At 68.3% G+C, this 1,164-nt stretch carries 1 pseudogene; it reads right to left on the bottom strand.

The annotated features are described in order from the left end of the window. Nucleotides 1–1,164, bottom strand: a pseudogene (locus EOD15_RS34570) (PQQ-binding-like beta-propeller repeat protein); the annotation flags it as partial.

Raw genomic sequence — 1,164 nt, 5'->3', positions numbered from 1 at the left:
GGCGATCACATAGTCCCCGGGCTTGGTGCCGACCGAACCGTGGCCGCCGGCGACGATGACCACGAACTGGCGGCCGTCGGCCACCGTATAGGTCATCGGCGTCGATTGCCCGCCGGCCGGCAGCCGCGCCTGCCACAGCTGCTTGCCCGATGTCAGGTCGTAGGCGCGCAGATAGTCGTCGACCGCCGCCCCCAGGAAGGCGACGCCGCCAGCGGTGATCATCGGCCCGCCAATGCCCGGCACCCCGACCTTCAGCGGCAGCGGCAGCGGCGTCATATCGTAGACGGTGCCGTTGCGGTGCTTGTAGGCGATCTTGCCGGTCCTGAGATCGGCGCCGGCGACATAGCCCCAGGGCGGCGCCTGGCAAGGAATGCCGAGCGGCGACAGGAACGGTCCCATCACCACCGCATAGGGCGCGCCCTCGTTGCGGTTCAGCCCCTGCTCGCTGCCGCGCCCCTCGTCCGGTGGCGGCACCTGATCGCGCGGAATGAGCTCCGACTTGAACGCCAGATAGGTCGGCATGCCGAACAGCACCTGCCGGACCGGGTCAACGGCGACGCCACCCCAGTTGAAGGTGCCGAAATTGCCGGGATAGATCAGCGAGCCCTGGACGGAAGGCGGCGTATAGCGACCCTCATAGCGCAGGCCCTGGAATTCGATCCGGCAGGCCAACTGGTCGAACATGGTTAGGCCCCACATGTCGGCGCCGGTGAGCGGCTTCGGCATGAAGGTGAGATCGGAGACCGGCTGCGTTGGCGATGTGTGGTCACCTTCGATCGCGCCGCCGGGCGCCGGCACTTCGTTGACCGCAATGACCGGCTCGCCGGTGCGGCGGTCGAGCACATAGAGGTCGCCCTGCTTGGTCGGCCCGACCAGCGCCGGCACCACCGTGCCGTCGGGTTTGGTGATGTCGATCAGGCTCGGCTGCGCCGGCACGTCCATGTCCCAGAGATCGTGGTGCACGGTCTGCCGCACCCAGCGCACCTGCCCGGTGTTAAGGTCGAGCGCGGTGATCGACGACGAGAACTTCTCGACATTGGCGCTGCGCCCGGCGCCGAGCTGGTCCGGCGTCTGGTTGCCGAGCGGCACGTAGAGCAGGCCGAGCTTCTCGTCGGCGCTCGGCGTCGACCACATGTTGGGCGAGTTGGCGGTATAGGTCTGGCC

The sequence above is a fragment of the Mesorhizobium sp. M7A.T.Ca.US.000.02.2.1 genome (genome assembly GCF_003996995.1).
In the GTDB taxonomy this organism is placed as follows: Bacteria; Pseudomonadota; Alphaproteobacteria; order Rhizobiales; family Rhizobiaceae; genus Mesorhizobium.
The sequence above is the reverse complement of the archived record's forward strand: the minus strand, read 5'-3'. Positions and strand labels throughout refer to the sequence as shown.